At 71.8% G+C, this 23,113-nt stretch carries 22 protein-coding genes; 13 read left to right on the top strand and 9 right to left on the bottom strand.

Annotated elements, in window-relative coordinates:
• Window positions 1-113: 113 nt before the first annotated feature.
• From POL72_RS43555 to mnmA, 4 genes are all read right to left on the bottom strand, one after another.
• A complete protein-coding gene (locus tag POL72_RS43555; RefSeq protein ID WP_272102800.1) occupies window positions 114-1,511 on the bottom strand; it encodes a class I SAM-dependent RNA methyltransferase in 1,398 nt (465 codons plus the stop codon).
• A complete protein-coding gene (locus tag POL72_RS43550; RefSeq protein WP_272102799.1) occupies window positions 1,508-3,784 on the bottom strand; it encodes a serine/threonine-protein kinase in 2,277 nt (758 codons plus the stop codon). The genes POL72_RS43555 and POL72_RS43550 overlap by 4 nt, the downstream gene beginning before the upstream one ends.
• Window positions 3,785-3,974: 190 nt before the next feature.
• Window positions 3,975-4,628, bottom strand: a complete 654-nt coding sequence (locus POL72_RS43545) for a hypothetical protein (protein ID WP_272102798.1) — start codon at window positions 4,626-4,628, stop codon at window positions 3,975-3,977.
• Window positions 4,625-5,782 carry a tRNA 2-thiouridine(34) synthase MnmA gene (mnmA, locus tag POL72_RS43540; RefSeq protein ID WP_272102797.1) on the bottom strand — a complete coding sequence of 386 codons (1,158 nt, stop codon included), beginning with the start codon at window positions 5,780-5,782 and terminating at the stop codon, window positions 4,625-4,627. The genes POL72_RS43545 and mnmA overlap by 4 nt, the downstream gene beginning before the upstream one ends.
• 205 nt (window positions 5,783-5,987) lie before the next feature.
• Between mnmA and POL72_RS43535 the strand changes: the two genes are divergently transcribed.
• Window positions 5,988-7,280 (top strand): response regulator, encoded by a 1,293-nt coding sequence (locus tag POL72_RS43535; protein WP_272102796.1) that lies wholly within the window; start codon window positions 5,988-5,990, stop codon window positions 7,278-7,280.
• Window positions 7,281-7,319: 39 nt separating this feature from the next.
• Here POL72_RS43535 and POL72_RS43530 read toward each other — a convergent pair whose 3' ends face one another.
• Entirely contained in the window at window positions 7,320-7,928 is a 609-nt protein-coding gene (locus tag POL72_RS43530) for a CPBP family intramembrane glutamic endopeptidase (protein ID WP_272102795.1), read from the bottom strand.
• Window positions 7,929-8,069: 141 nt separating this feature from the next.
• Here POL72_RS43530 and POL72_RS43525 point away from each other — a divergent pair, with 141 nt between their 5' ends.
• From POL72_RS43525 to POL72_RS43510, 4 genes are all read left to right on the top strand, one after another.
• The gene (locus tag POL72_RS43525; protein ID WP_272102794.1) at window positions 8,070-8,456 is read left to right on the top strand and encodes a phosphoribosylformylglycinamidine synthase subunit PurQ; all 387 of its coding nucleotides are present in this window, start codon (window positions 8,070-8,072) and stop codon (window positions 8,454-8,456) included.
• Entirely contained in the window at window positions 8,453-9,259 is an 807-nt protein-coding gene (locus POL72_RS43520; RefSeq protein ID WP_272102793.1) for a zinc ribbon domain-containing protein, read from the top strand. Before POL72_RS43525 ends, POL72_RS43520 begins: the two co-directional genes overlap by 4 nt.
• Window positions 9,237-10,538 carry a DNA methyltransferase gene (locus POL72_RS43515; protein ID WP_272102792.1) on the top strand — a complete coding sequence of 434 codons (1,302 nt, stop codon included), beginning with the start codon at window positions 9,237-9,239 and terminating at the stop codon, window positions 10,536-10,538. Before POL72_RS43520 ends, POL72_RS43515 begins: the two co-directional genes overlap by 23 nt.
• Window positions 10,539-10,710: 172 nt before the next feature.
• Window positions 10,711-11,052, top strand: a complete 342-nt coding sequence (locus POL72_RS43510; protein WP_272102791.1) for a hypothetical protein — start codon at window positions 10,711-10,713, stop codon at window positions 11,050-11,052.
• A 67-nt stretch (window positions 11,053-11,119) separates the two neighbouring features.
• On the opposite strand, the gene POL72_RS43505 is transcribed toward POL72_RS43510, so the two are convergent.
• The gene (locus POL72_RS43505; RefSeq protein WP_272102790.1) at window positions 11,120-12,409 is read right to left on the bottom strand and encodes an NAD(P)/FAD-dependent oxidoreductase; all 1,290 of its coding nucleotides are present in this window, start codon (window positions 12,407-12,409) and stop codon (window positions 11,120-11,122) included.
• Window positions 12,410-12,582: 173 nt separating this feature from the next.
• Here POL72_RS43505 and POL72_RS43500 point away from each other — a divergent pair, with 173 nt between their 5' ends.
• The 5 genes from POL72_RS43500 to POL72_RS43480 all read left to right on the top strand — a co-directional run bounded on the left by POL72_RS43500 (window position 12,583) and on the right by POL72_RS43480 (window position 16,682).
• A complete protein-coding gene (locus POL72_RS43500; RefSeq protein ID WP_272102789.1) occupies window positions 12,583-12,894 on the top strand; it encodes a 2Fe-2S iron-sulfur cluster-binding protein in 312 nt (103 codons plus the stop codon).
• A 333-nt stretch (window positions 12,895-13,227) separates the two neighbouring features.
• Window positions 13,228-14,892: an isocitrate lyase/phosphoenolpyruvate mutase family protein gene (locus tag POL72_RS43495; RefSeq protein WP_272102788.1), complete on the top strand. Its 1,665-nt coding sequence runs from the start codon at window positions 13,228-13,230 to the stop codon at window positions 14,890-14,892.
• A gap of 4 nt (window positions 14,893-14,896) precedes the next feature.
• Window positions 14,897-15,418, top strand: a complete 522-nt coding sequence (locus tag POL72_RS43490; protein ID WP_272102787.1) for a thiamine pyrophosphate-binding protein — start codon at window positions 14,897-14,899, stop codon at window positions 15,416-15,418.
• A complete protein-coding gene (locus tag POL72_RS43485; RefSeq protein ID WP_272102786.1) occupies window positions 15,415-15,978 on the top strand; it encodes a thiamine pyrophosphate-dependent enzyme in 564 nt (187 codons plus the stop codon). The genes POL72_RS43490 and POL72_RS43485 overlap by 4 nt, the downstream gene beginning before the upstream one ends.
• On the top strand, window positions 15,975-16,682 hold the full coding sequence (locus POL72_RS43480; protein WP_272102785.1) for a phosphocholine cytidylyltransferase family protein: 708 nt from the start codon (window positions 15,975-15,977) through the stop codon (window positions 16,680-16,682). The genes POL72_RS43485 and POL72_RS43480 overlap by 4 nt, the downstream gene beginning before the upstream one ends.
• Window positions 16,683-16,722: 40 nt before the next feature.
• Here POL72_RS43480 and POL72_RS43475 read toward each other — a convergent pair whose 3' ends face one another.
• Window positions 16,723-17,595, bottom strand: a complete 873-nt coding sequence (locus tag POL72_RS43475; protein ID WP_272102784.1) for a CDP-alcohol phosphatidyltransferase family protein — start codon at window positions 17,593-17,595, stop codon at window positions 16,723-16,725.
• 488 nt (window positions 17,596-18,083) lie between these two features.
• Here POL72_RS43475 and POL72_RS43470 point away from each other — a divergent pair, with 488 nt between their 5' ends.
• Window positions 18,084-18,452 carry a PDZ domain-containing protein gene (locus POL72_RS43470; protein ID WP_272102783.1) on the top strand — a complete coding sequence of 123 codons (369 nt, stop codon included), beginning with the start codon at window positions 18,084-18,086 and terminating at the stop codon, window positions 18,450-18,452.
• 18 nt (window positions 18,453-18,470) lie between these two features.
• Here POL72_RS43470 and POL72_RS43465 read toward each other — a convergent pair whose 3' ends face one another.
• Window positions 18,471-18,866 carry a YbjN domain-containing protein gene (locus POL72_RS43465; protein WP_272102782.1) on the bottom strand — a complete coding sequence of 132 codons (396 nt, stop codon included), beginning with the start codon at window positions 18,864-18,866 and terminating at the stop codon, window positions 18,471-18,473.
• Window positions 18,867-19,267: 401 nt separating this feature from the next.
• Here POL72_RS43465 and metK point away from each other — a divergent pair, with 401 nt between their 5' ends.
• Entirely contained in the window at window positions 19,268-20,518 is a 1,251-nt protein-coding gene (gene metK / locus POL72_RS43460) for a methionine adenosyltransferase (RefSeq protein ID WP_272102781.1), read from the top strand.
• Window positions 20,519-20,839: 321 nt separating this feature from the next.
• Window positions 20,840-22,141, top strand: coding sequence for a hypothetical protein (locus POL72_RS43455; RefSeq protein WP_272102780.1), 1,302 nt, complete (start codon window positions 20,840-20,842; stop codon window positions 22,139-22,141).
• Window positions 22,142-22,217: 76 nt separating this feature from the next.
• On the opposite strand, the gene POL72_RS43450 is transcribed toward POL72_RS43455, so the two are convergent.
• Entirely contained in the window at window positions 22,218-22,853 is a 636-nt protein-coding gene (locus POL72_RS43450) for a phenylalanine--tRNA ligase beta subunit-related protein (RefSeq protein WP_272102779.1), read from the bottom strand.
• Between the last annotated feature and the right edge of the window lie 260 nt (window positions 22,854-23,113).

Here is a 23,113-nt window from a genome sequence, read left to right as displayed (position 1 = left end):
GCAGCGTAGCGCAAGCCGCCGGGCGACGGCGCCACGCGCCCGCGCGCAGCCCTCCGGCCGAGCTCGTCGGAGCAGCGCTCGGCGCGGCGAGCAGGCCGGCATACCCGCGCGGCTCAGCGAGCGGATCTGCGGGCGCGGGAGAGCCGGACGATCGACTCGATATGGCTCGTCTGAGGAAAGAGCTCGACCGCCTCGATGTCCGTGATCTCGAAGCCGCCGCGGAGGATCCCGCCGAGATCGCGCGCGAGCGTGGCCGGGTCGCACGAGACGTAGACGACCACACGCGCGCTCGAGGCGGCGATCGCGCGCGCCGCGCTTGGGGCCCCGCTGCGCGGCGGATCCAGCACCACGACGTCGGTGCGCGCCGGGATCGGGTGCTGATCGGCGTCCGCCTCGATCGCCTTGCCGGCGAGGCCTCGAGCGGCGAGGTTCTGCCGCAGGCAAGCGACCGCTTCGGACGAGAGCTCGACGGCCGTGAAGGACGCGAGCCCCGCGTGGCCGGAGGCCGCGGCCCCGGCGGGCTCCGCGGCCGGGGAGGGTCGCTGCGCGCCGCGCGCGAGCAGCACGGAGAGCGTCCCGCTGCCGGCGAACAGCTCAAGGACGTGCGGCGGCCGGGTGGAGTCGAGGTGGGCGAGCTCGGCGGCGCGGCGGGCGAGGACGGCCGCCCCCTCCTCGGACGGCTGCCCGAAGCCGCCCGGCGCGAGGAACAGCGGCAGGCCGTCCGCTCCCAGGATCGCGGGCCGCGGATCGCCGAACGACGCGGCCTCGCGCGCGCCGTCGAGCGTGACGCGAGCGCCGGCCCACTCGCCGCGCGCCGTGCGCTCGTCCAGCCGCTGCCACACGGCCGGCGGCAGCTGACCACGCCACAGGATCTCGACCACCGGGCGGCTCGAGGCGCCCAGCGAGATCAGGACATCGCCCTCCCCCACGGCTCCACGGAGGACGCCGGGCAGCTCGCCGGCGAGCGGCGCGATCGCGTCGACAAGCACCACGCAGCGATCGACCGCCGCCACGGCGTGCGTCCTCGGCGCGCGATAGCCCACGCGCACCTCGCCGCGCTCCGCGCGCGCGAACAACCTCGCCCGCGACCGGTAGCCGAGCGGCAGGGGGGCCGGATGGACGCGGATCGGCGGCAGCTCGGCCTCGGCGAGCGACGTCGCCCGCGCGATGGCTTGTCGGACGATGTGCTCATGCGCGACCTGCTGCGCCTCGATACGGAGGTGCATCCAGTCGCAGCCGCCGCAGGCGTCCGCGAAGCGGCACGGCGGAGCGACGCGATCGGCGCTCGGCTCGACGACACCGAGGAGCCTGCCCCTCGCCGGGCGTGCGCTCCGGTCGAGCTCGACCTCGACGAGATCCCCCGGCGCGGTCGCAGGGACGAAGACGACCTCGCCCGCGAGCCGACCGACCCCCGCGCCCCCGGCGGCCAGCGCCTCGATACGCAGCTGGGTTCGCTCGCCGGGGCGGTGCCGCGCCCTGGCACCGTTCGAGCGGCGGTGGACAGACTTCATCCCTTCATCGTAAGGCGCTGCGGGCTGTTCGGGCCGGGGTGAACGATGGACGCTCGGTCGTGGAGGGCGAGACCGCGCGCGCGAAAGGCCCCCGCGGGGCGCCCCTGCACGCAGGAGCTCGACTGGCCCGTGGTGGTCGCGTCCGTCGAGGCGGGCGACGCAGGGACAGCGTCCACGCCCATGGAGGGCGAGGACTGCACGGCGCTCGTCTTCATGTAGATCAACGCGCCGATACCGAGCACGCACAGCACGGTGAGGGTGATGACGGCCACGAGCACGAGCGTGTTCCTGCCGTTGCCCTTGGACGCCGCGTCCTGCGTAGCGGCCCAGATGGCCGCCGGATCCGGGCGCGGCAGGGAGAGCGCGGTCTCGATCTGCGACTGCGGAGGCTGCGCTGTCGCCGCGGACGCGAACAGCTGGGCCTGCCCCACGGTCATCGGCGCCGGTGCCGCCTGCACCGGCGCGCTGACAGCGGGCGCATGGGCCGGGGCATGACCCTGGCCATTGAACGGGAGCGCATACGGGACGGCAGCGTGCCCCGGCGACGGCACAGCGACGGCGGGGGTCCTGGTCACCCGCGCGTGACGCGCAGGCTCGCTCGCGCCCTGAAGAACCGGCGGTGGATCCTGCGACGGGAGCGCGAGCGTGGACGCGAGCGGATTGCCCAGATCGCTGTCCAGGAGGCCGCCCTTGGGGAGGCGCGCGAGCTCGCCGGTGTCGAAGTCGCGCGGCGGGTACGGGCTCGAGGAGAGCGAAGGCGGAGCAGGGTCGTGGCCGCCAGGCACGCGCGGTGGGCTCGGGTAGGCGGGCGAAAAGCCGGGGCGCGCCGTCGGCATGCCAGGACGCACCGTGGGAATGCCGGACTGGACGCCGGCCTGGCGAGGCTGCGCTGGCATCGGCTCGGGCACCGTGCCGGCCGCCGGGCGCATCATCGGGCGCTCCCCATGAGGAAGGGATCGCACCGGCTCGGCTTGCTCGCGCGTCGCGACCGTCGTCGGGACATCCTCATCGTCGTCCATCAGCGATGAGGCGGACATCTGCCTGTCGTCCGCGTCCCTCGACGGCGGGCGCCCGACCGGCGCGATCCCGCTCGCCGGCGGAGCGTTCTGCCGCAGGATCTGCGGCGGCGTGAGGCGCTGCTGCGGCTCAGGCTCCCGACCGCGGCTGCGCAGCCCGACGCTGTCCGTGGCCGTCGTCGAGCTGCGCGAGCGCACCTGCTCGACGTTGATGGTGGACGTCACCTCGGCAGCCCACGCGAGGTGCGCCTCGCGCTTCTGGATGCGATCGACGAACACCTGCTGCACGAACTGCGCGACCTCTTCGGAGCCAACGAAGACCCCGCTCCTCATCAGGAAATTCTGCAGGGCTCGCGAGAACTCACGCGCTGTCTGGAAGCGATCTTGCTTGTGCTTGGCGAGCGCTTTCATGACCACGCTCTCCAGCTCGATCGGATAGTCGGGCACGATCGTGGACGGCGGCGGGACCACGCAGGCCTGCACCTTCTCGAGCGTGTCGAGATCCGTATCCATCCGGAAGAGGCGCTGGTTCGTCGTGAGCTCCCAGAGGACGACCCCGAGCGCGAACACGTCGGTCGTGCGATCGATCTCGTTGCCGCGCACCTGCTCGGGAGACATGTAGGCCAACTTGCCTTTCAGCGTTCCCGCGCGGGTGGACGACAGCCGGTCGGCCACCTTGGCGATCCCGAAATCCACGACCTTGGTGTAGCCGTCGTAGGTGAGGAACAGGTTGTGCGGCGTGACGTCGCGGTGCACAAGGCCGAGCAGCTGGCCGTTCTTTCCGCGCAGCTCGTGAGCGGCGTGAAGCCCCTCTGCGGCATCGGAGCAGATGCGCGCAGCGAGCTCGGGCGAGATGCGCAGCCGGCGCTCCTCCGCGCGGCGCATCACCTCCCGGAGCGGCTCGCCGTGGAGGTACTCCATGGCGATCCAGTAGGTGTTGTCGTCCTTCCCGAGGTCGAAGACCTGCGCGACATTGGCGTGGTTGATGCCAGCCGCGATGCGCGCCTCATCGAGGAACATGTCGACGAACTGATCGTCCTCGACCAGATGAGGGTGGATCCGCTTGATCGCGACCCACTTTTGGAAGCCGCCCGGGCCATCCATGCGAGCCAGGTGAACGCTCGCCATTCCGCCCACCCCGATCTCGTCGACCACACGGTAACGGCCCAGGAAGTAGGTCCCCTGCTGCTTCTCGGACTCCTTCGCGCGCGCTTCAGGCGATGCATTGGTCGACCCGGGGCTTGGAGGTCCGCCCATTCGCGATGCGGGTCGAGGCGGGGGTTGGGGCATGAGCGGTCACTACTTTACCGCGAGTTCGCGGCGCTTTGCCATGTCGTCTCGGCCAGGACACCTTCCAGATGGTCAGCTTCAATCCACCGGGGCGCTGAAAGCTCCTGTCCCGACAGGTAGGACACCGCCTGAGACCGAGGACGGAGTCGTGACGGGCTCAGGGGAACGGTTGCCCAGGTTGACCTCGCTCGAAGTAGAAGCGGAACCCCCCGGTGACCCGCGAGAGGAGCTCCCGAGGGATGGCGTCTGCTGGGTGACCGAGCCCTGCGTCGCGCGGATCGCCGACCCAGACGTCGAACGTCGCATCGGTGTACTTGTCGACCGCATCCGTCTCGTTGGGATCGCCGCTGAACAGCGCCTGGAACTTGATGGTCCCGTCGACGGCGTAGAGCACGATGTTCTGGTTGTGGCAGGACCGCTGGAGGTAAAGCGCCATGTGCACGAGCGGCGCGAGCCCCTCCGGCTTCGGCGTCGGTGGAGGCGAGCCAGGCAGCTGGACGCCGGGCGGGAGCCCCACGCTCAGGTCGACGTCGAGCTTGTTCACGGTCCCGTCCCCGCGGATGAGGTCGACGTCATCGATCAGGACCGCGAGCCCGTCCGAGATCTCCTGCAGATCGCTCCCGCGCTGCACCCGGACCTGCAATGTGGAGCGGTAGGGGACCGCGGCGAAGAAGTCCGGGCTCATGTCGTAGCTGTCGTCCCAGCAGCCGGCCGCGCGCAGCCGTTCGCTGATGACCTCGCCTTCCCCCTGCCCGAGCGAGCACCCGAGCGAGAACGCGCAGGCGAGGGGCACGAGCGCACGGGCCCTCATGACGCCGCCTGCGAGCGAAGGGCCGCCTTGATGCGGCCTCCCCCGAGGACGCGATCGCCCCGGTAGACCACGGCCATCTGCCCCGGAGAGACGGACCGCACCGGGCTCGCGAACCGCGCAACGAAGCTCTCCGCGCCCGTCGCGGGGTCGCGGCGCCGCTCGATGATGCCAGGCGCCGCCTCGTGCCGCGCGCGCACCCGCACCTCGGCCTCCAGGGGGAAGACCGCGTCGTCGCACCACACCGCGTCGGCGATCTCGGCGCCCGCGGCGTACAGATCGCCCTCGTCGCCGAGGTGCACCGCGCCGGACGCGGCGTCGAGGCCCACGACGAACGCGGGCCGGCCGAGCGAGACGCCGATGCCCTTGCGCTGGCCCACGGTGAAGCCGTGCACCCCGCCGTGCGCCCCGACCACGCGGCCGTCCCGATCGACGATGGGGCCGGGCCGGAGCCTGTCCGCGGCGCGCTCGGCCACGAACGGCGCGTAACGGCCGGAGGGGATGAAGCAGAGCTCCTGGCTCTCCCCCTTCTCGGCGCCCGGGAGCCCGCGGGCGATCGCCTCGGCACGCACCTCCTCCTTGGTCGAGTCGCCGAGGGGGAAGAGGAGCCGCGACAGCTCGTCCGACCGGAGCATGTGCAGGAAATAGCTCTGATCCTTGTGCCGATCGCGGCCGCGGTAGAGCCGAGCGCCGCCCTCCTCCAGGACGACCCGCGCATAGTGGCCCGTCGCGACCCACGAGACCCCCAGCCGCTCCGCCAGCGGGAACAGCTCCCGGAGCTTGACCGAGCGGTTGCAGGCCACGCACGGGCTCGGCGTCTCACCCGCGAGGTAAGCCTCGACGAAGGGGTCGACGACGTGCTCCCGGAACAGGGCGCGCCGGTCGAACGTGTAGTGCGGGATCCCGAGGTGGTCGGCGACCCGGCGGGCGTCGTGCTGATCCTCGGGCGCGCAGCAGCGGCTCTTGACGCTGCCGTCGTCGGGGTAGTCCCAGAGGTGCAGCGTCACGCCGACGACCTCGTATCCAGCGTCGCAGAGGCGCGCCGCAGCGACGGACGAGTCGACTCCGCCGCTCATCGCGATGAAGACGCGAGCCCCCGAGGAGGCCCGCTCGCCGGGCCGCGCCGTACCGTCGGCCTCTCGGACCAGAGTTGCCATTTCCGTTCTTATAGCGTGGATTCCTCGCCGCGGCCGGACGCCGAGGGCGAACCCGGACGGGACGCCGCGGCGAGCTCGCGCGGGATGCTGCGGCGAGGGCTGGCACGAGGAGCCGGGCGGCGGCGCGCCGGCGAATGAATGATCAGGCTGGCTCTCCGCCATTCACCCTTGGCCACGCCCGCAGGGCGCGTGTACCGTCTGCCAGATGCCGAGCGGGGTCGTGCTCGTGATCGAGGACGAGGAGTACATCGCGGACCTGCTCGCCACCGCGATCCGGGAGGCAGGTTACGAGGTCATCTTCTGCGCCACCGCGGAGGCCGGGCTCTCCACCGCCTGCACCCTGGAGCCCGAGTGCATCGTCTGCGACATCGGCCTGCCCGACCACGACGGCTACTGGGTCGCGCGCAACGTGCGCACCCAGCCGTCCCGGGTATCGGTCACCCCGTTCCTGTTCCTCTCCGCGCTCGACGACCAGGAGGCCCGCCTCGAAGGGTTCCACGTGGGCGCCGACGTCTACATGACCAAGCCGTTCCGGGTCGGCGAGGTCGTCGCGCAGATCGGGGCGCTCGTGCAGATGGCGTCGCGCCTGCGCCTGCGGCGGGACAGCCTCATGTCCATCCCGGCGTCCGTCGATCAGACCGCGATCGAGGGCGATCTCAGCCAGATGTCGATCGCGACCGTCCTCACGGTCCTCGAGATGGAGCGGCGGTCGGGTGTGTTCGAGGTGAGCAGCAAGAAACGTCGGGCTCAGCTGGACATCGCCGAAGGGTGCATCGTCGAGGGGACCGTCGGAGGCACGCGCGCCTCGGCGCTCGCCGCGCTCCGCACCATGCTCAGCTGGAAGGTCGGACGGTTCGCGTTCGTGCCAGGCATCCGCCCCCTGCCGGCGGAGCGGACATCCATCGCTGCGTACCTGCTCGAGGCGACCCGGCTCGAGGACGAGAGCGCCCGCGTCGAGCTGCCGTTCCCGCCGTCGCGACGCCGTCCGGAGCCCCGGAGCGCGACGACGGCGCTCGGCGGGCCATCGTCCATTCTGGACGACGTCGCGCCGCCGTCGTCGCGCGTCGTGTCCGAAGAGCGCCTGCGCCGCGGGCCCACCCCTGCGCCACAGAGGGGCTCCGACCCCGCCGTGGCGATCTCCGATGGGCCGCCGTCGCTCGAGCTGAACTTCGAGTTCGAGCTGGCGACCCCGGCGGCGCCGCCGACGCTGCCCTCGCTGGCCCGCAGGACAGCGAAGCCGTCGAGCCAGCGCGGCGTGCGCGTGGAGGAGAGCGAGCCTCCGACGCTCCCGCGAGCCGGGAGCCGACCGCCGCCCTCGCGACCGTCCTCGCCAGGCCGTGAGAGGCAGAGCGCCGTGGAGACAGGCGAGCTCTCGCGCGGGACCCTCGCTCCCCCGGAGACCCAGCCGGCAAGCCACGAAGGCCCGCCGCGCGCGACCCCGATCCCCCCGAGACCGGCGCCGCCCAGGCCTCCCCGCCCCGACTCGAAGAAGCGCTGACGGCGGGAATGGGGACAGCGAGGAAGCGGAAGCGCCGATCTAGAGCGTCATCCGCGGCTCCACCTCGTCCGGATCGTGATCGCGCAGGTAGCTCAGGTTGACCGCGTTCACGACGGCGTGCGCCAGGACCGGCCCGACGAGCGACCCCGTCGCCGCGAAGATGGCGCCGAGCCCCGCGCCCACGCCGACGGCCCAGCCGATCCACACCCAGCGGCTCGGACCGCGCATCTGGTGCATCAGACCGAAGAGGATCGCGCTCAGCGGCACACCGAGCAGCGGCGTCAGCAGCCCGCGGAAGAGCAGCTCCTCTCCGAGGCTCGAGAGGCCCGCGAGGAGCAGGATCTGGCCGAGCGAGAAGTCGCGCGCGACCGGGCGGAGCTCGGCGTGCAGGCGCCGCGCCCAGCTGAACCGCGCCACGGCGACGCGCGTCGTCACGACGACCCCGGCCGCCAGCGTGAGGCCGAGCGCGGCGCTCATCAGCAGCGCGGCCAACGGCGGCAGCGTGAGCCACGGGCTCGGGTGGATCCACGGCCATCCATCCCGCAGCACCAGGCCCAGCGAGGTCGCCAGCGCCGCGAGGACGAGATAGCCGGACGCCGCCCGCACCGTCGCGTCGGTTCGACCGGTCCGCGCCCATCGCGACGCCATGTCCCATCATGACACGCCCAAAGAAGCCGGTGAAGCCGCGCGCGCCGTCAGGACCCCTGGCCGAGCGCCGGCAACCGGAGTACGTCGACGCCCATGCACGCGACCGTGGTCATCTTCCCGGGCTCCAACGCGGATGCCGAAATGATCCATACGCTCCGCGACGTGCTCCAGGTCCGCACGTCGACCGGCCTGCCACGGGTGCTCCGCCTGCCGATCGCCCACGCCGAAGGGCGGTACCAGGCTGATCCGGAGACGCTCCGCAAGCTCGTCGAGAAGCGCGCCATCGCGCTGCAGTACTGCGACCGGGAGGGGCTGGTCGGCGGCGACGCGAACCCCAACGGATCGGCGATGGACATCGCCGGCATCTACGGGGGGCCCCGGCGGAACGTGCTGGGGCTGATGCCCCACCCCGAACGGATGAGCGAGCCCTTCCAGGGCCACGGCAGCGCCGACGGGCGCGCCCTGTTCGACGCCGTGCTGCGCAGCGTGGGCGGCGCCCGCTCGGCCCCATCCGCGAGCGCGCCGTGAGCGACGCGTCGCCCGGCGCCGCCCGCTGCCGCGTGTGCGCCGCGGCGCTCGCGCCGGAGAGCGACCGCTGCCCGCAGTGCGGCGCGGCCGCGCGCGCCGAGGCCTGCCTGCACTGCGGCGGCGTGACCGGCGTCTCGGCGCACCCCGAGCTGCGCTTCGTGTGCGACGCCTGCGGCGGCCCGCGCGTCCCCGTCGCCGACGACCGCATCGAGCGATCCGGCCGCGAGGCGCCGCTGCTCCAGAAGGCGCGCGCGGCGGCCTCGGCGCGCTCGGTCTGGCGCGCCGCAGGCATCGCGGCCGGCGCGCTGTTCGGCTTCGAGCTGCTCCTGTTCGCCGTGCTGCTGCTCGTCCTCGACGCGAGCGTCGGACTCTTCACCGCCGGCCTCCTCACCATGGCGCCCGTCGGCGCCTTCGCCGTCTGGGCGCTCCGGCGGGCGAAGTCGCGGAGCCGGGACATCGCGCCCGCGCTCGACGCCGCCTGGGTCTCCGTCGCCTCCGACGTCGCCCGCCAGGCCGAGGGCCCGCTGACCGCCGGCGGGCTCGCCTCGACCCTCCGCATCGCCGAGTCCCAGGCCGAGGAGCTCCTCGCCCTGCTGGAGGTCAACGACGTCGTGCGCGGCGCGGTGAGCCCCGCGGGCGAGTTCGGCTATGCGCCGAAGCTGCGCGTCGGCGCGGCGCGCGGCGAAGACCGGGGCGAGGCGGGGGCCGAGAGCGTGGCGCGCGCCCTCGCCGCCGAAGAGGAAGCCTTCGCTGCCGAGCCCCTCACGCAACGGACCGCCCATGTCGACCCCGCGAAGCGCTGATCCCAAGCCGAAGCCAGGTCCGCCGCAGCAGAAGGCCCGCGCGGGCCGGCCCGCGCCCCAGGAGCGCCGCGCCCTGACCCACATCGGCGGCGCGACGCTGCTCGAGGGCGACCCCGAGGGCGCCGCGAAGCTCGCCCACGCGCTCGACGTGGCCAGCTCGAGCACCGCGGAGGAAGCGGCGCGCGCGCACGTGCACGGGTTCCACAGCTACCCGGCCCGGATGCACCCGGACACGGCCCGCCGGCTGATCGAGGGCCTCTCGAGGCCGGGCGAGCGGGTGCTCGACCCCTTCTGCGGCAGCGGCACCGTCCTCGTCGAGGCCCGGCTCGCGGGTCGGGCGGCGATCGGCGTCGACGCCAACCCGCTGGCCGTGCGCCTCGCCCGCCTGAAGGTGCAGGGCAGCACCCCCGGCGAGCGCGACCGGCTCGTCGCCGCCGCCCGCGAGGTCGCGGCCGCGGCCGATGAGCGCCGCAAGGCGCGCGCCGGTCCGAGCCGCCGGTACGGCCCCGAGGACGTCGCCCTGTTCGAGCCGCACGTGCTCCTCGAGCTCGACGGGCTCCGCGTCGGCCTCGACCGCATCGCGGGCCACGGCGCCGACGCGCTCCGCGCCGATCTCGAGCTCGTCCTCTCCGCCATCCTGACGAAGCTCAGCCGCCGCACGTCCGACACGTCGGAGCACGAGCTGCCGCGGCGGATCGCCGCCGGCTATCCGGCGCGGCTCTTCCTCCGCAAGGCGGAGGAGCTCGCCCAGCGCCTCGCCGAGGTCGCCACTCAGCTCGAAGCGAGCCCGCCCGCGCTCGTCGAGGAGGGAGACGCGCGCGTGCTCCGCGGCGTCGAGACCGGCTCGGTCCACCTCGCGATCACGTCGCCGCCCTACCCGGGCGTGTACGACTACCTCGCCCACCACGAGGCGAGGCTGCGCTGGCTCCGGCTCCGCAGCGCCCGCTTCGAGCAGGACGAGATCGGGGCCCGCCGGCACCTCGACCCGCTCGGCCCCGAGGCCGGCCGCGCGCGCTGGCGCGATGAGCTCGGCGGCGTGCTCACCGCGCTTGCGCGCGTCCTCCGGAGCGGCGCGCCGCTCGTGCTGCTGATCGCCGACAGCGTGGTCGCCGGCGCGCCGGTCTACGCGGTCGACGTCGTCAGGGCCGCCGCGTCCGGCGCGCGCCTCACGGTCCGCGCGGTCGCGTCGCAGCCGCGCCCCCACTTCCACCGCCCCACGGCGCGCGCCTTCCAGCGCCGCCCGCGCCACGAGCACGCCATCCTGCTGATCCGCGCCTGACCCGCCGAGCTCGCCCCGCGGCGCGCGCTCACGGCCGCGCGCGCCGCCGCGCCTGAGCCACCGAAAATTGCCCTGCGGCGCGGGCTCGTGTCAGGGTGCGACGGCTTCGGGCAGCGCGCGAGGCGGCCAGCACCGGCCTCCTGCGGCGCGCGGCGCTCCGGCGCGCGCGACGATGGCGAGAGCTCACCTGGCACTTCTTCTCTGGGGCACCCTCGCCCTCGGCTGCGGCAAGGCAGGCGGCGATGCGGGGAAGGTCGACCTCGACAGCACGGGGGTCGACGCCTGCGACAGCTACCTGGCCACGATGACCACCTGCGCCAGCAAGCTGCCCGCGGAGACCAGGAAGAGCCACGAGGCCGCGATCCGGATCGCGCGCGACGTGCTCGAGGCCAAGGCGGAGGCCGACGACGAGGCGCTGAAGGGTGACGCGAGGGCGGAGGCGCGCGTCGCGCTCGCGGCCGCCTGCAAGCAGATGAGCGACGCGGTCCTGGACCGCGAAGCGTGCGGCCGCTGAGCGCCGGGCGGCCCAGCGCGGGCGAGCGCGCACGCGGCGAGGCGCGCGCGCGGCCGCCCGCCGCGCTTCACGCGAAGGCGGGCACCTCCGCCGGATAGTGCTGCCGGAGGAACGACGCCCACTGCGGCCGCCGCTCGGCGTGGAACACGTCGCCCGCGAGCATGCTGGTGATGAGCTTGCGCATCGTGGGCCGCTGGTTCGGCTCGAACAGGGTCTCCCGGAACTGACCTTTGTAAAAACCCTGAACGACCCCAAGGAAGAGGTCGACGGCGTAGCGGATCTCCGCCTCGTAGGCGGCGAACGCGGCGCGGGAGGTGTCCCCCGCGTCGAGCGCGCGGTGGATGGCCGTGGCGGCCAGATCGGCGCCCTTGATGGCGAGGTGTGCGCCCGTCGAGAAGAGCGGGTCGAGGAACCCGCCCGCGTCGCCGACGAAGAGCCATCCGTCGCCGGCGAGCTGGTCGATCCGGTACGAGAAATCGGCGAGCGCCCCCACCGGCCTGACGCGCCGCGCGCTCGCGAGGAACTCCCGCGCCCAGCCGCTCTCCGCGACGGTGCGATCGAAGAGCTCGTCGAGCCGCTCCCCCTTCGCCCGGCTCCGGATCCAGCGCGACGACACCACCGCGCCGACGCTCGTCACCTCGCCGCGGAACGGGATGAACCAGAACCATCCATGCTCGAAGATGACCACCTGGATGTTGCCCTGGTGGATCCCCTCCTCGCGGGGCACGCCCTCGTAATGGGTGAACAGCGCGGTCTTGTCGAGCTCGGCCAGCTGCGCCTTCCGCCGCATCCTCGACGCGAGCAGCGTGTCCCGCCCCGTCGCGTCCACGATCACCGGCGCCCGGAGCTCGACGACGTCGCCCGCGTCGGCGCGCGCGGCCGCGGCCTCCTCCGGCGCGGCGCCGTCGGATCGCGCGCGAGGCCGCGCGCGCACCCCGACGGCGCGGGGGCCCTCGAACACCACCTCGACGGCCTCCCACGACTCGCGCACCTCCGCCCCGAGCTCCGCGGCGTGGCGCAGCAGCAGCTGGTCGAACGCGTCGCGCTCCACCTGGTAGGCGAACTCGAACCTCGGATCGAACGCGTCGGTGAAGCTGTACGTCCGCGTCCGCCCCGTCGACGAGCACAGGAACCGGGCGCCGTATTTGCGGAGGAAGCGCGCGTCCAGCTTCTCGTCCAGCCCGAGCCGCTCGAAGACCTCGCGGGATCGCGGCAGCAGCGACTCGCCGATGTGAAAGCGAGGGAACCTCTCCCGCTCGAGCACGAGGGCCCGGCGACCGAGGCGGGCAAGCGACGCGGCGAGCGTCGACCCACCCGGCCCTCCGCCGAGGATGATTGCGTCCCAGCGATCCGTCATCGCTCGTCGTATAATGCGTGCTGACGCCCGAGAAAATGCGCTCTCGGCGTCGGTGAAAGGGAGCCGACACGCCTCCGCCGTCCGGGCCGGGGCCCTCGCGCTCCAGGCGCCGCGGGTCCTCGCGCACCCACGTGCCAGGGCTTCGCGCGCCACGCAGGGAGGAGGGATCGGCGGTGCCCACGGTCGTGTTCGAGGACGGCGCGCTCGGCCGCGCCGTCACCGCGGAGGTGGGAGCCGGCAGGCTCATCGATGTCTGCGACGACGCGCGCGCTCCGGTCGTTTTCTCGTGCCGCGACGCGCGCTGCGCCACATGCCGCGTCGAGGTCGTCGAAGGGGAGCAGCTCCTCGATCCGCCCGCGCGCGGCGAGCTCGATCTGCTCGAGCGCCTCGGCGCCCCGCCGCGGCTCCGGCTCGCGTGCCAGGCGGTGCTCCGCGCGGGCCCCGGGCTGGTCCGCTTGCGCGGGGTCGTCGGCCGCGAGGGCTGAGCCGAAGGGGGCGCGCGGCGAGCATCGCGCGCGCCCGCCATCAGGCACCGCCGCAGCGCGCACGTCCCCGCGTGGCGGAGCGCGCTCCGCCGCCTTCGCGATCGTCTGCTCCGGTCGTGCCCTGCCATTGGCGGCACTGGCGAACGGTGTTAAGGCAGGCCCCGTTCTGAGGCCCGGCTCCTCGGGGAGGAGAGCGAGATCAGGCGCCCCCCGGAGCTGCCCGCGCGCGGTGACGACGGGGCGCCGCTCGCCGGGGACGCGCACCGCAACGCATGCGGACGCGGTCGCCCGCCGGGCGTGGATGGCAACGCCGCGCGGAGGAGTGGAGGAGACGTGACCAAAGCCAGGAAGCTGCGCGAACTCATGGCCCGCCCCGGGCCGATCGTCATCATCGGCGCGCACAACGGGCTCTCCGCGAAGATCGGTGAAGAGGCAGGGTTCGACGGGCTCTGGGCTTCCGGCTTCGAGATATCCGCGAGCTACGCCGTGCCGGACGCGAACATCCTCACGATGGCGGAGAACCTCCAGGCCGCCAAGATGATGAACAACACGTCGCTCCCGGTCGTCGCCGACTGCGACAACGGCTACGGCAACGCCGTCAACGTCGTCCGCTGCGTCGAGGAGTACGAGGCGGCGGGCATCGCGGCGATCTGCATGGAAGACAACATCTTCCCGAAGCGCTGCAGCTTCTACGCCGGCGTGAAGCGCGAGCTCGCGGACGTCGAGGAGCACGCGCTCAAGGTCCGCGCGGCGAAGGCGACGCAGAAGGATCGCGACTTCGTGGTCATCGCGCGGACCGAGGCGCTCATCGCCGGCTGGGGGATGGAGGAGGCGCTCCGCCGCGGCCGCGCCTACGCGGACGCGGGCGCCGACATGGTCCTCATCCACTCGAAGAGCAAGGACCCGGACGAGGTGCTCTCCTTCGCCCGCGCGTGGGACCGCCCGAACACGCCGCTCGTCTGCGTGCCGACCATCTACCGCACGACGAGCGTCGACACCCTGCACAAGGCGGGCTTCAAGCTGATCATCTTCGCGAACCACGCGATCCGCTCGTCGATCAAGGCGATGACGGAGACGCTCCAGACGCTGAAGCGCGAGATGTACACCGGCAGCGTCGACGACAAGGTCGTGCCGCTCGAGCGCGTCTACCAGCTCGTGGGCGTCGACAAGATGAAGCAGGAGGAGTCGAGCTTCCTGCCCTCCGGCAGCCCGGGCGTCACCGCCGTCATCCTCGCCGCCGGCCAGAGCCAGGGGCTCCTGCCGCTCACGGAGGAGCTGCCGAAGCCGATGCTCGACCTGAAGGGCAAGAGCATCCTCGAGCGGCAGATCGACGTGCTCAACGCGTGCGGCGTCAAGGACGTCGCCGTCGTGCGCGGGTACAAGAAGGAGGCGATCAAGGTCCCGAACGCCCGCTTCTACGACAACGACGAGTACGCGACGACGAACGAGGTCTTCTCGCTCTTCCGCGCCTCCAAGGAGCTGAGCGGGCCGTTCCTGTTCCTCTACGGCGACATCGTGTTCGAGCGCGGCCACCTCGAGAAGCTCCTCAAGAGCCCGGCGGACATCTCGATCGTCATCGACCGCGCGTACGCCGAGGGCCAGCGGCCCAAGGACGCGCGCGGCGTGCCCGACCTCGTGGCCCTGAAGGACGCGCAGGAGGCCGGCTACCGCTTCGTCGGCGCCGAGGCGCCGCACCGGGTGGCCCGCGTCGGACGCGCGATCCCTGCGGGCGAGGCGCACGGCGAGTTCGTGGGCATGGCCATGTTCACCGCGAAGGGCGCGCGCCTGCTCACCGACTGCTACCACCAGCTCCAGGAGACCCGCGCGAAGGGCGGCTTCCACGAGGCCGAGTCGCTCCGCAGCGCGAGCTTCACCGACCTGCTCCAGGAGCTCATCGACCGCGGCGCGGACGTGCAGGCGATCGACGTCTACAAGGGGTGGCTCGAGATCGACACGTTCGAGGACTACCGTCGCGCCTGGGCGCTCATCAAGGAGTGAGGCGATGTCCCACGGTTCCCACGGTTCAGGAAAATCGTATGCGCCCGAGTTCGTCGCCGCGCTCAAGGAGGCGGGGTTCGACTTCTTCGCGGGCGTGCCCTGCTCGCTGCTGAAGGGCCTGGTCTCGCTGCTCGACGCTGACCCGAGCGCTCGTTACATCTCGGCGACCCGCGAGGACAGCGCCATCGGGATGGCGTTCGGCGCCTGGCTCGGCGGCAGGCTGCCGATGGTGCTGATGCAGAACTCCGGGCTCGGCGTCTCCGTGAACGCGCTGGCCTCGCTCAGCACGATGTATGAGGTGCCCGCGCTGCTCGTCATCTCGTGGCGCGGCGAGGGCGGCAACGACGCCCCGGAGCACATCATGATGGGCGAGATCATGCTCCCCATCCTCGATCTGATGAAGATCCAGCACCGCGTCCTCCGGGCCGCCGAGCCGATGGGGCCCCAGGTGCAGTGGGCGAAGGACGTCATGCTCTCCACCAGGCAGCCGGCGGCGCTCATCGTGCCCGCGGGGGTGCTCGAATGAACAAGCTCGAAGCGCTGAAGGTGTTCACGGCGGCGGTCGGCAAGGACGACCTCGTGGTCTGCTGCAACGGCATGATCGGCCGCGAGCTCTACACGACGCAGGACCGGCCCTCGAACTTCTACATGATCGGCTCGATGGGGCTCGGCCTGTCGATCGGCCTGGGGCTCGCGCTCGCGCAGCCGCGCAAGCGGATCTTCGTGCTCGACGGCGACGGCAACGTCCTCATGGGCATGAACGCCCTCGCCAGCGTCGGCAGCGAGCGGCCGGCGAACCTCGTGCACGTCGTCCTCGACAACCGCTCCCACGCCTCGACGGGCGGGCAGCGGACGATCTCGGGCGACGTGAAGCTCGAGTCGGTCGCCAGCGCCGTCGGCTACCGCGCCACGCACCGCGCCGACTCCGTCGAGTCCTTCGAGGCGTCGCTGCGCGTCGCGCTCGTGCAGCCGGGCCCGGTGATGGTCCTCGCCCTCGTCGACGGCGGCACCGTGAAGGGCATCGGCCGCGTCGCGGAGACCCCGCAGGAGCTCGCCTCCCGCTTCGCGGCCGAGGCGCGCCGATGAGGGCGATCCTGCTCGCCGCCGGCCGCGGCCGGCGCATCGGCCGGGACGCGCCGAAGTGCCTCATCTCGATCGAGGGCAAGACGCTGCTCGAGCGCCACCTCGTGAACCTCACCGAGAGCGGCGTCACCGATCTGACGATCGTCGTCGGCTTCCGGCACGAGATGATCGAGGAGGCGCTCGCCTCGCTCCGCCCTTCGCTGAAGGTCGAGCTCGTCAAGAACCCGCGGTTCACCCACGGCAGCATCGTCTCGCTCCACGTCGCGGCCGATCGGCTGTCGGGCGGCGGGCTGTGGATGGACGCCGACGTGCTGTACCCCGCCGCGCTGCTGCGGCGCCTGGTGAGCTCGCCGCAGGAGAACTGCCTGCTTGTCGACGCGAGCTCGGAGGAGAGCGGCGAAGAGATGATGGTCGGCGTCCGCGCCGGCCGCGTCCTCAAGATCGCGCGCCGCGTAGGCAAGGACTGGGACATCGCCGGCGAGACCGTCGGCTTCGCCAAGGTCGGTCCGCAGGGCGGCCGCGCGATGCAGCGGCTCCTTGAGGAGGAGGTCTCCGCAGGCCGCCTCGATCAGGAGTACGAGGCCGCGATGGACCGCGCTTTCCAGGAGATACCGTTCGGTATCGAGCGCGTCGACGACCTTCCCTGGACCGAGATCGACTTCGAAGAGGACGTGGAGAAGGCCCGCCGCCTGGCGAGCTCCCTCTAGAGCGGCCCGAGCTCGGCGCGGCGCAGCCCAGTCGCCGAGCTCAGGCCACGGCCAGCTTCGCGCGCCGGGATGCGCCGCGGAGGAACCAGCCGTTCAGCCAGATGACCGCGACGATCCAGACGACCCCGCCCGTCGCGAAGAAGACCTGACCCAGCCAGAGCTGGTCCACGAGGAGCGTCAGCACCACCATCGACAGGAACGCGTCGCCGTTCGATATCGCCCAGAGCGCGCCGATGAAGCGCGTGAGCGGCGACGCCTCCTCCCGGATCAGCTGCTTTACCTGATCCGCGCTGGTCGAGGACTGGCTCCGCCGCGGGTCGAACCACTCGTGCTCGAACGCGAGGTGCCCCATGCGCCCGATGAAGACATCGAAATGGGCAAAGAACGAGGACGAGGGGCCGAGCGCCTGGATCTTCCGGCGCAGCACGTCCGCCGTCTCGTCCGTACCCGTCTCGAAGATCGAGCAGTACTTGAGCTTGAAGTAGTCCGCGGAGAAAGAGCGGAGCGCCCCCTGGAGCAGCGCGATCAGCAGGAGAGCGTTCGTGGACACGGTCGCGCTCCACAGGCCCTCTGCCGGCGGGTGAAGGCGAACGTGCCAGAAGATGCCGACATAAAGAAAGACGACGCCCAGCCAGTCGGCCAGGCCGTCAATGGCGTGCCCCGCGGGGCTCACCATCCGCTTCGCCCGCGCCAGCGCGCCGTCCACGCAATCGAGGATGGAGCGGAGCTCGAACACGAGCGCCCCCGCGATGAGGTGCCTCGGATCATCGAACGTCACCAGGTAACCGGCCAGCGCAGCGAAGAGCGGCTGAACCAGCGTCACCTGGTTCGGCGTGACCGGCGTCCTCATCAGCGCCCGCACGATCCAGCGCGCGATCGGGTACCGGTAGTAGCGATTGAGCGGGTCCTCCATGCGCATCTTCCAGCCGCCGGGCACACCGCCGGACTGAGCGGCAAGTGTGGAGCTCTCGGCAGCAGCGCGCGGTTCAGGCATCGGTGACCCCGGCCCGGACTCTAGGGCAGCCGCCCCTGGGGACCAACTGGATTGCGACCGCTCGATGGACATGGCGTGACAGATCGCGGCGGGCCGGCGCCCTGGCGCCACGCCGCGCTTTCCAGGGCGTATCTCGCGCCGCCGACGACCGGCTGCGTAGTCGCTTGCGCTCCCGAGGCCCCACCGAGAACCGTGCTTCGCACCTCGCGTGCGTACGCGACAGGCACACTCGAGCGCTCCTTGTCCTGTAAAATCACATTCTCTGGCCTGCGACGTTGCGACGTTGGACGAGCGCGCGCGTCCGCTGGAGCCGGTCCGACGTGGCTGTCGCGCCACGCCGCGCGCTCCGGGGGGGCGCCCTGCGAGAATGGCAGCGCGCCGGGGCTCCTCGGCGCTATGGTGCCGTGGTGGCAAGCAGGTCCTGGAGCGCGGCGCTCCTGCTCGTGGCCGCGGGGTGCACCGCGAGCGTGGGATCCATCGGGGCTGTCCTTGGGCGAGATAACGAGTCGCTGGCGCTCTACGTGCGCGACGTGCCGCCGGGCCTCGCCGCCGAGCGAGCGGGGCTGATCCCGGGCGACGAGATCATGATGATTGATGGCGTGTATGTCCGTGATCTCTCGTCGGCAGAGGTGCGCGATCGGCTCCGCGGCGCCGTCGGGAGCCCCGTCGAGCTCACCGTCGTCCGCGGGGGCGACGTGCGGCGCGTCCGGGTCGTGCGCACGGAGCTCAGGGCGCACGAGGGGCTCAAGCCAAGAGAGGAGCAGATCCCGCCTTGAAGCGGGGCCGGTGACCGCTCATGGCGCGGCGAGCGCCACGAGCTCGGCATAGTGCTTGTTCGCGTAGAAGGAGAGGACATCGACGGCGTCGCGCACCTCGCTCGGATCGAGGTCCTGGAGGCGGTACTCGACGCTGAGAATCACGTCGCCCTCCTCGTCGGCCGAGAGCTTGGCCATGTTGATCTCACGGTTCAGCTGGAGCAGGCGCCGCACGATCACGTCGCCCTCCTCGAGCTCCAGCGGGAGCCGCACGAACGGGATCACCGCGAAGACGACGAAGGGGGGCGAGAGCCGCACGAACAGCGGGAAGTGCCGCTCGGCCCCCTGGAAGTCGCTGCGCATGGTGTCGTTGGATACGACCTCTACAGCCCAGCCCTCGCGCTCGAGGCACGCCTTGATCTCGTCGAACGTCATGCGCGGCATCATAGCCTCTGGCGGCGCGCCTCCGGGAGCGCACCGGATCGGCGGCCCGACGCCCCCCGCTCGTCCGGTCTCACGGCGGATCCCACCGGCGAGCTCCCCGCGGGCAGCGCAGCTCCTTCGCCTGGAGCAGGGAGCGCGACGCACCGGGAAGCAAGGAAGCTAGCCGAGTCAGAGTGCTGCCCAGGCAGCAGCCGCCGCGAGACGTCGGTGCGGCTCGACAGCGACAGCCGCCAGCGCCGTCCACACGGCGGTCCACACTGATGACCGACAGCCCGGAGGCAGCTCGTCCGGCCGGCGCTTTTGTCCGCGGAAGGCCGCGGCTCGCGTTGACGGTGCCCCGCGCTCGAACTATGCGTAGAGGTCCGATTTCGAGTCCGCCGAAGGAGCGATTCATGCGCCGTTACCAGTTCACATCCGAGTCCGTCACCGAAGGACACCCCGACAAGGTGTGCGACCAGATCTCCGACGCCATTCTGGACGGGATCCTCGAGAAGGATCCGACGGCCCGCGTCGCGTGCGAGACCCTGGTGAAGACGGGGATGGCCGTCGTGGCCGGCGAGATCACCACCTCGGCGTGGGTCGACATGCCGGTCGTCGTGCGCAACACCATCAAGGACATCGGCTACACCGACGCCGCGATGGGCTTCGACTACGAGACGTGCGCGGTGCTCACGGCGATCGAGAAGCAGTCGCCCGACATCTCCCGCGGCGTCACCGAGGGCGAGGGCCTCTTCAAGGAGCAGGGGGCAGGCGACCAGGGGCTCATGTTCGGCTATGCGACGGACGAGACGTCGGAGCTGATGCCCTCTCCCATCAGCTACGCCCATCGCCTCGCCCGGAAGCTCGCGGATCTCCGCAAATCCAAGAAGCTCGACTGGCTGCGCCCCGACGGCAAGACCCAGGTCACGATCGAGTACGAAGATCAGACGCCCGTGCGCGTGAGCGCCGTCGTCGTCTCGACGCAGCACAGCCCCGAGGTCAAGCACAAGACGATCGTCGACGCGGTGCGGAGCCTGATCATCGAGAAGAGCATCCCGGCCAAGCTGATGGATCGGAGCACGAAGATCTACGTGAACCCCACCGGCCGCTTCGTGGTCGGCGGCCCCTTCGGCGACGCCGGCCTCACCGGCCGCAAGATCATCGTCGACACCTACGGCGGCATGGGCCGGCACGGCGGCGGCGCCTTCAGCGGCAAGGACCCGACGAAGGTCGACCGCTCCGCCTGCTACTACGCGCGTTACGTCGCGAAGAACGTCGTCGCCTCCAAGCTCGCGGCGCGCTGCGAGGTGCAGATCGCCTACGCCATCGGCGTCGCCCAGCCGGTCGGCGTCCACGTGAACACCTTCGGCACGGGCCGCGTAGGTGAGGACGTGCTCGAGAAGTACATCATGCAGAACTTCGACATGCGGCCGAAGGCGATCATCGAGCAGCTCGATCTGCTGAAGCCCATCTACCGAAAGACGGCCGCGTACGGCCACTTCGGGCGCGACGAGTTCACCTGGGAGAAGACGGACCGCGCGGCCAAGCTGGCCGAGGACCTGCTGCGCCCGACGCTCGCCGCGGTCCCCGCGGCCACGAACGGCTCCGGGAGCAAGAAGGAGCCGAAGCGCAAGGGCAAGAAGGAAGTGGGCGCCCAGGCCTGATCGTTCGGAACGCTCCGCCCGCTGCGTGTGAGCAGGGCGAACCGTGACGGCCCCTCGGAGGGGCCGAGAGCGCCGGCGCTGTCGAAGCGCCGGCGTTCTGCGTTTTGTCGACGCAGCCCGCCTCTCCCGGAGCGCGCATGAACATGGCGCCTGGGTCGGATGCAGGTGCCACGATGTGGGCACCCACCTCACAAAAAAGCACCGCCCTTTGCCGGGATGGGCTGACTGCTGCGGCCGCTTCTGCTGATAAAATCATCGACGACTCCCGTATCGCCGGATCGACCGAACCTCCCTGGTTCCATGCGACCTCGAGGAGCACCGATGAAACCTTGGTTGAATTTCTTGAGCCTCATCACTGCAGCAGGGTGTGTGGGCGCGGCCTGCACCGGGAACATCGGACCGGTAGGCGGCCTCGATGTCGGGGAGGGCGGCGCCGCGAGCGCCTCCAGCACCGGCGGGATACCGCACACGACAGCCGAAACGACGGTCGACACGTCGACCGTCGCCACGTCCGCGGGTGTGGGCACGGGGAGCGCGGGCTGCAGCGGCTCGCCGGATGTCGACGACGACGGCGACGGCTTCACGGAGCTCGACGGGGACTGCGACGATTGCAACGCGCTGGTCAACCCGCGAGCGCTCGAGCTCCCGACGGTCGGTGGAGAAGGGGGAGCCTCGCCGGAGCCCGTGGACGACGACTGCGACGGCATCGCCGACAACGTGCCCGAGCCGTGCGACGACGGGATCCCGCTCGACGACCTGGATCCGCTCAGCGCCGCGAGGGCGGTCGAGCTGTGCAAGATGTCGTCCGGGCCCGACGACTGGGGCGTGGTCTCCGCGGCCTGGGTCATGGTCGACGGCGCGCCGCCGCCGCAGGAGCCCGAGCTGCTCGCCAACTTCCACCTCGGGCACGGCGTCCTCCCCGCGTTCGGGCCCAACGTCCCGCCGAGGGCGGGCAAGCGGCTGCTCGCCCTCTCGAGCGGCACGGCGCGGACGCAGAACGACGAGGGGTTCGAGAGCCCGGAAGGCTTCGACAAGAAGTACGAGGGTGATTTCCCGCAGGGCTTTCCGAAGGTCCCTCGCAACTGTGAAGATCTCGTGCAAGCGAAGCCGTCCGACCCGACCGCCGTCGAGATCACCCTCCGGGTCCCGTCGAACGTCCACGGCTTCGCGTTCAACGTCAATTACGTCACGTTCGACTGGCCAGTCGTCTGCGACAATTTCAACGATTACTTCGTCGCGTTCCTCTCGCCGCGGCCGGCCAACCTCATCGATGGCCACATCCTGTTCGACAGCGAGAGGAACGCGATGAGCGTCAACAGCACCTTCATCGACGTCTGCGGCTGCGCGGGCGGCCCGCCCTGCGATCTCGACGGCAGGGTCTACGCATGCACCCGCGGGACCCGGGAGCTGCTCGGGACGGGGTTCGAGAGCCGCGCTGGGACGAGCTGGCTGGTCACCTCGGCGCCCGTGGAGCCGAACACGGAGATCAAGATCCGATGGGGGGCGTACGACGCCGGAGACCATCAGCTCGATTCGACAGGGCTCGTCGACAACTGGCGGTGGCTCACCGACAAGGACGAGAACGTGATCACGCTCCCTGACGCCCCTGCGGCGAAGCCGTAGGGCGCGCGCAGCAGCGGCGGCGCGCACACCGGCGTGCGTGGGAGGCGCCGGCCAGCGCGCCCGCGCGCCGGGGAGATCAGGCCACGAGCGGCGCGTCCGAGGTCGCCGCGCCGACGCCGGCGAGCAGCTCCTTGTACCAGGCGGCCGCCCCCGCCGCGCGGCCCGGCAGCGCGCGGCTGCCCCAGAGGACCGAGAGCGTGCGGGTCGTCCCCGCGTGCGTCTTCGTCCGCTGCGCGTCCTTCACCGCGTTCGCGCACGGGCCTTCCGCGTCGAAGACGCAGAGGAGCCCCTCGAGGTCGATCTCCTGCCCCGAGGCGTTGAACACGTAGCGGGAGCCGGCCGGCGCGACCTCGATGCGGAGCGGCGGGCGGGCGCGGTCGAGATCGATCACGCTGATGGGCAGGCCGGTGTGCAGCGACACGGCGTTGCACGCGTCCACGGCCGCGTTGATGGCCGCGAGCGATCCCCCCTCGGCGGCGCGGATGAGGTACTCGGAGGCCGGCTTGCCCCTTCCGGTCGGCTTGTAGCCGCCGTGCCGGAGCAGATCGCGGACCGCCGACCGCACGGCGTCGTCCGAGCGGAACAGGGCCGAGGCCTTGTCGGACAGGAGGCCGCGGAGCGCGTCGCTCCCCTGCAGCTCGCCGAGCGGCGCGGGGAACGTCGTGACGAAGGCGGCGACTTCGAGCAGAGGATGTGCCGGGAGCGTGAGCACGCGGCGCACTCTACACCAGCGGCGAGGCTGCGCGAGCGCCATCCTCGGAGCGGGTCGTGACGGCGAGCTGCTCGCCAGAGGCGTGGTTGGGCGCGCGCGAGAGGAGCGCCTCGAGCGACCGCTTCGGGATCGACCGCACGGCGGTGAACGCGAAAGAAGGCCCGTTGATGCGCGGCGGGGCGCGACAGCGCTCCTGGATGGATGCTCGTCATCTCACACTCTCTCGGTCAATCCCGGGAGTGCGCAGGTCGACTCGGTCG

This window comes from Sorangium aterium, assembly GCF_028368935.1.
Taxonomy (GTDB): domain Bacteria; phylum Myxococcota_A; class Polyangia; order Polyangiales; family Polyangiaceae; genus Sorangium; species Sorangium atrum.
The sequence above is the reverse complement of the archived record's forward strand: the minus strand, read 5'-3'. Positions and strand labels throughout refer to the sequence as shown.